Source organism: Zavarzinia sp. (assembly GCF_049306435.1).
In the GTDB taxonomy this organism is placed as follows: Bacteria; Pseudomonadota; Alphaproteobacteria; order Zavarziniales; family Zavarziniaceae; genus Zavarzinia.
In genome coordinates, this window is sequence record NZ_JBAQRT010000177.1 from 1 (window position 1) to 5,025 (window position 5,025).

Here is a 5,025-nt window from a genome sequence, read left to right on the forward strand (position 1 = left end):
GCGGTGCGTCGGCCGAATTGCGGGCCATCTTGTCGACGGCGGCCGTCAGCAGCAGGCGCAGGTCGTCGACGGCGTTGCCGTCGTCGACGACGCCGACGATCCGGCGCCGCGACAGGCGCGAGGTGGCATGGGCCGCCGATTCGTTCAGCATGACGATCATCGCCCGCGAGCCGAGGCGCGTCGCCCCGTCGATCACCGTCGACGAGGGCCAGCCTTTCAGGTCGGCGTCGACGATGATGATATCGGGCCGGTCGTTCATGATCTGCCTCATGCCGGAATAGCCGTCATAGGCGGTCATGACCTCGAAGCCCCAGGACTGCACCGTGTCGCGCAGCAGGCGGCGGCGATCGGCATTGCCGTCGATGATCAGAACCCTGGCCCCGGGGGCTGTTCCAACGGCCGATTGTCGAAGCATACCTCTCCTGTCCCGGAAACCGGCCGCATCACCCGCGACCCGTCCCGCTACCCGCCCGAAGGCGTCTCTGCCGGCGCCACGGCGCCCGTTCGTCGCAAACCCGCCAACCCGGTTGCAGGGCCACCATCGACCGTGCCGGCGACCAAGGTCAAGCAACACCCAAACCACTTTAGCGCCATTTCGGGGCGTAACTGTCGGACAGAACTGGATTTTCCCGTTCGGCGGTGCGCCTCGCCGGATACCTCCGCGAGCCTTCCCCGTGGGGTGGGCTGGCCAGATTGGCATGGCGATATGCTGAATTCTTTCTAAAATGCACCGCCCCAACCGCCCGATGAGACGAAAGGCCGGAAATGCCCGAGGCGCCGCCACTGGACGCAGGTCTGGTCAATTTTCGCGATTTCGGTGGCTGTCCGACCACGACGGGCGGGCGCGTCGCCAGCGGCCGCCTCTTCCGTTCGGCCCATCTGTCCGGCCTTCGGACGGAAGCCGTGTCCGCCCTCGCCGGCCTCGGCCTTGGCCTGATCGTCGACCTGCGCCACGAAGGCGAACGGCGGCGGGAGCCGTCGCGCCTGCCCCCCGGCCTCGACCGGCGGATCCTGACCGCGCCGAAGGACCCGGGGGAACAGGGCGAGGCGCCGCATGTCTCGGCCCTGGCCCGGGCCATCGCCTCGGGCAGGCCGGCGCGGGAGATCATGATCGAATCCTATCGCCGGTCGCCGTTCGAGGAGGACCGCGTCGCGCTTTTCACCGCCTATTTCCGGCGGCTGGCCACGCTTGACGGCGCCGTGCTGATCCATTGCACCGCCGGCAAGGATCGCACCGGCCTCCTGGTCGCGCTGACCCAGGCCCTGCTCGGGGTGCATCGCGACGATATTTTCGCCGAATATCTACGCTCGCTCGACGCCTTCGATGCCCTGGCCGCCAGTCTGGCCGGCTGGCTCGACGCCCATGGCCTTGGCGCCGACGCGGTGGACCCGGCGCTGCTGCGCCCCCTGATCGGCGTCGACCGGGATTATCTCGAAGCCGCCTTCGCCGCCATCGAGGCCGAACACGGCTCGATCGACGCCTATTGCCGCCTGCGCCTTGGCGTCGACGAGGCCACGGCGCAAGGGCTGCGGCGGCGCTTTCACATCTGAGCGTCGGCCATGGGCGGCGCCACCAGCCGCCGCCAGTACCGGACGCCGTCCGCCCCCTCCTCGCGGGCGATCAGGCCGCGCCGGCGCAGGCAATGCAGATGCGCCAGCCCCTCGCCCACCGCCAGCATCAGGTCGCTGCCTTCCAGCTTGCGGCGGAACATCGGGCCCATCAGATCGATGGCGTGGCGCGGCTCGTCCAGCGCCTCCATGATCAGGTCGAGCCGGCGCTGATGGCCGACGGCGAGGCGCTGCAACCGGTGATGCAGGCCGGTGAAAGGCTCGTTGTGCGACGGCAGGACGAGGACATCGTCCGGCACCCGGCGCGCCACGGCTTCCAGAGACTGAAGCCAGTCGGTCAGGGGATCGCCCTCCGGGTCGCTGACCCCGACCGAGACATTCGACGAAATTCTCGGCAGCACCTGGTCGCCCGAGATCAGCAGGCCAAGCGCCGGGCACCACAGACAGGCGTGTTCGGGAGAATGGCCGCGCCCGACCACCACTTCCCACGGATTGCCGCCGATCTCGACCGTATCGCCATCGGCGAGGCGCCGGTGCCCGAGCGGCATTTCCGTGACGCCGAGGGAGAAATTGCCAAAGCCCCGCGCCTTGTAGGTTTCCAGCATCTCGCCCGAGAAACCGCAGCGGCGATAGAATTCCACCGCCTCCGGCGGCGGCTCCGGCCGGACATCGAGGCACAGCAGGCGGGCGAGCAGGAATTCCTCCCGCGTCATCCACAGCTCGGCCCCGAAATGCCGGGTCAGGAAGCCGGCCTGGCCGACATGATCGGGGTGCAGATGGGTGACGAAGACCCGCGTGACCGGGCGGCCGCCCATCACGCCCGCGAACAAGCGATGCCACATGGCCTCGGTCTCGGGCCCGCGCAGGCCGGTGTCGACCACCGCCCAGCCCTCGCCATCCTCGATCAGCCAGACGTTGATATGGTCGAGACTGAACGGCAGGGGGAAACGCGCCCAATGGACGCCGGGCGCGACTTCGATCGTCTCGCCCGCTTCAGGCTTGCCCTCGAAAGGGAAATTCAGACTGCCCACCTTACACGCGCTCCCACCCTTTGGTGGCTGCGAGTGTAAGGCGGTTGACGTTCACGTCAACTTTGTCCCGGAAAGGCCCCGGGACGCGGCGTCAGCCCCTGCCGATCAGGCGATCAGCAACTCGGGCAGGTCGGCCAGCAGGTCGTTGCCGGTGGTCACCGGGCCGAGCAGCGAGGCCGCGACCGGCAGGCGCTGTTCGGCGAAATAGCGGGCCGAGGCGATGCGGGCGCGCAGGAACTTCACGTCGGCGCCGTCGTCGTTCAGCTTCGCGCCGGCCGCCAGGGCCTGGCGGGCCAGCAGCCAGCCGCCGATCACCTGCGCCGCCATCTCGAGATAGGTCGAGGCGGTGGCCAGAACCTCGTTCGGGCTGTTGGTGACATGGGCCAGCACCCATTCGGTCGCCTGGGCGAAGGCCGTGGCGGCCGGCGCCAGATGGCGGGCGATCGCCTTGAAGTCGGCGCCTGCCGCCGTCTCCAGCGCGGGCAGCACCGATTCGATCTCGGCGATCAGGCCGCGCACCGTGTCGCCGCCCTGCAGCGGCACCTTGCGGGTGACGAGGTCGATGGCCTGGATGCCGTTGGTGCCCTCGTAGATCGGGGCGATGCGGCTGTCGCGCCAATGCTGGGCCGCCCCCGTTTCCTCGATGAAGCCCATGCCGCCGTGGATCTGGATGTTCAGCGAGGTCAGTTCGGTGCCCTTGTCGGTGCACCAGGATTTGGTGATCGGGGTCAGAAGATCGGCCAGGGCACGTTCGGCCGCCCGCTCTTCCGGCGTCGCCGCGACCTTGGACAGGTCGATCGCCAGGGCATTGCGGCACACGAGGGCGCGCATCGCGTCGATCGTGGAGCGCATGGTGAGCAGCATCCGGCGCACGTCCGGGTGATCGATGATCGCGCTCGGGGCCGGGGCGCCGATGGCGCGGCTCTGCCGGCGGTCCTGGGCGAAGGCCAGCGCCTGCTGATAGGCGCGCTCGGCGAGGCCGAGACCCTGCACGCCGACCGACAGGCGGGCGTTGTTCATCATCGTGAACATGGCCTGCAGGCCGCGGTTTTCCTTGCCGATCATGTAGCCGACGCAATCGTCGTTGTCGCCGAAGGCCATGACGCAGGTGGGCGAGCCATGGATGCCGATCTTGTGCTCGATCGAGACGCAGCGGACATCATTGCGGGCACCGAGGCTACCATCGGCGTTGATCAGATATTTCGGCACGATGAAGCAGGAAATGCCCTTCGAGCCGGCGGGCGCGCCCGGGGTCTTGGCCAGGACGAGGTGGATGATGTTCTTCGACAGGTCGTGCTCGCCGAAGGTGATGAAGATCTTCTGGCCCTTGATGCGCCAGGAGCCGTCGTCGGCCGGGGTTGCGCGCGACTTGATCTCGCCGAGGTCCGAACCCGCCTGCGGCTCGGTCAGGTTCATGGTGCCGGTCCATTCGCCGGCGATCATCTTTTCGAGATAGGTCGCCTTCTGCTCCTCGGTGCCATGGGCGTGGATCGCCTCGGTCGCGCCCTGGTTCAGCAGCATGATGAGGCCGAAGGCCATGTTGGACGACGACCAGATCTCGGACACCGCGACCGTGATGGTCCAGGGCAGGCTCTGGCCGCCATATTCCGCCTCGAAGGGCACGCCCGGCCAGCCGCCTTCGGTATAGGCCTTCCACGCCGTCTCGAATTCCTTGGGCAGGGTGACCTTGCCGTTCTCGTATTTGGCGCCCTCTCTGTCGCCGATCGGGTTGGTCGGGGCGATCACGTCGCGCGCCAGCCTGCCGGCTTCATCGAGGACCTGCTCCACCACTTCCGGCGTCGCATGTTCATAGAGCTCGAAGCCCGAAATGTCCTGCAGACGGCCGATGGTCTCCAGCGTGAACATCATCTCGCGGGAGGGGGCGGAATAGACGGTCATGGGTCGAGCTCTCCGAAATTCTGTGTTTGTCGGCCTGCGGCCTTGGAATTCTGTGTATACGGGCCTGCGGCCTTACAAGAAATGCCGCGATATGCTAAGGCCTTTGCGTTCCATGGAAGTCGACATGACGCCGCAGATGACGGTGCCCATCAACCCCCCGGTCGCCGAGACCATTGCCCAAGCCGCCGCCGCACTCAAGCGTGGTTTTCTCGTCGGGATGCCGACCGAGACGGTTTACGGCCTCGCCGGTGACGCGACGTCGGATGCCGCCGTCGCCCGCATCTTCGCGGCCAAGGGTCGGCCGCGTTTCAACCCGCTCATCATTCATGTCGCCGATGCCGCCGATGCCGCCGCCCTGGCCGAAGTTTCGCCCCGCGCCGCGGCCCTGATGGTGCGCTTCTGGCCGGGTCCGCTGACCCTCGTCCTGCCCCGGCGCGCCGGTTGCCCGATATCCCTGCTGGCCTCGGCCGGGCTCGACACCATCGCCCTGCGCTGTCCCGACCACCCGGTCGCCCGCGCCCTGATC

5 protein-coding genes are annotated in these 5,025 nt (G+C 68.0%); 2 read left to right on the forward strand and 3 right to left on the reverse strand.

The window, feature by feature from the left end; all coding sequences use genetic code 11:
• A partial coding sequence (locus tag WAZ62_RS09825; RefSeq protein WP_422643342.1) for a response regulator occupies nucleotides 1-415 on the reverse strand: 415 nt, incomplete at its 3' end.
• Between the two features lie 350 nt (nucleotides 416-765).
• Here WAZ62_RS09825 and WAZ62_RS09830 point away from each other — a divergent pair.
• A complete protein-coding gene (locus tag WAZ62_RS09830; protein ID WP_422643343.1) occupies nucleotides 766-1,551 on the forward strand; it encodes a tyrosine-protein phosphatase in 786 nt (261 codons plus the stop codon).
• On the opposite strand, the gene WAZ62_RS09835 is transcribed toward WAZ62_RS09830, so the two are convergent.
• Nucleotides 1,542-2,600: an MBL fold metallo-hydrolase gene (locus WAZ62_RS09835; protein WP_422643344.1), complete on the reverse strand. Its 1,059-nt coding sequence runs from the start codon at nucleotides 2,598-2,600 to the stop codon at nucleotides 1,542-1,544. The genes WAZ62_RS09830 and WAZ62_RS09835 overlap by 10 nt on opposite strands.
• A gap of 105 nt (nucleotides 2,601-2,705) precedes the next feature.
• On the reverse strand, nucleotides 2,706-4,499 hold the full coding sequence (locus WAZ62_RS09840) for an acyl-CoA dehydrogenase (protein WP_422643345.1): 1,794 nt from the start codon (nucleotides 4,497-4,499) through the stop codon (nucleotides 2,706-2,708).
• 124 nt (nucleotides 4,500-4,623) lie between these two features.
• On the opposite strand from WAZ62_RS09840, the gene WAZ62_RS09845 reads away from it, so the two are divergent.
• Nucleotides 4,624-5,025: L-threonylcarbamoyladenylate synthase (locus WAZ62_RS09845; RefSeq protein ID WP_422643346.1), on the forward strand; the 402-nt coding region annotated here is incomplete at its 3' end.

Bases quoted from the DNA above. Each gene is read 5' to 3' on its own strand.
- WAZ62_RS09840 (WP_422643345.1), bottom strand. From the start codon at position 4,499: ATGACCGTCTATTCCGCCCCCTCCCGCGAGATGATGTTCACGCTGGAG.
- WAZ62_RS09830 (WP_422643343.1), top strand. From the start codon at position 766: ATGCCCGAGGCGCCGCCACTGGACGCAGGTCTGGTCAATTTTCGCGAT.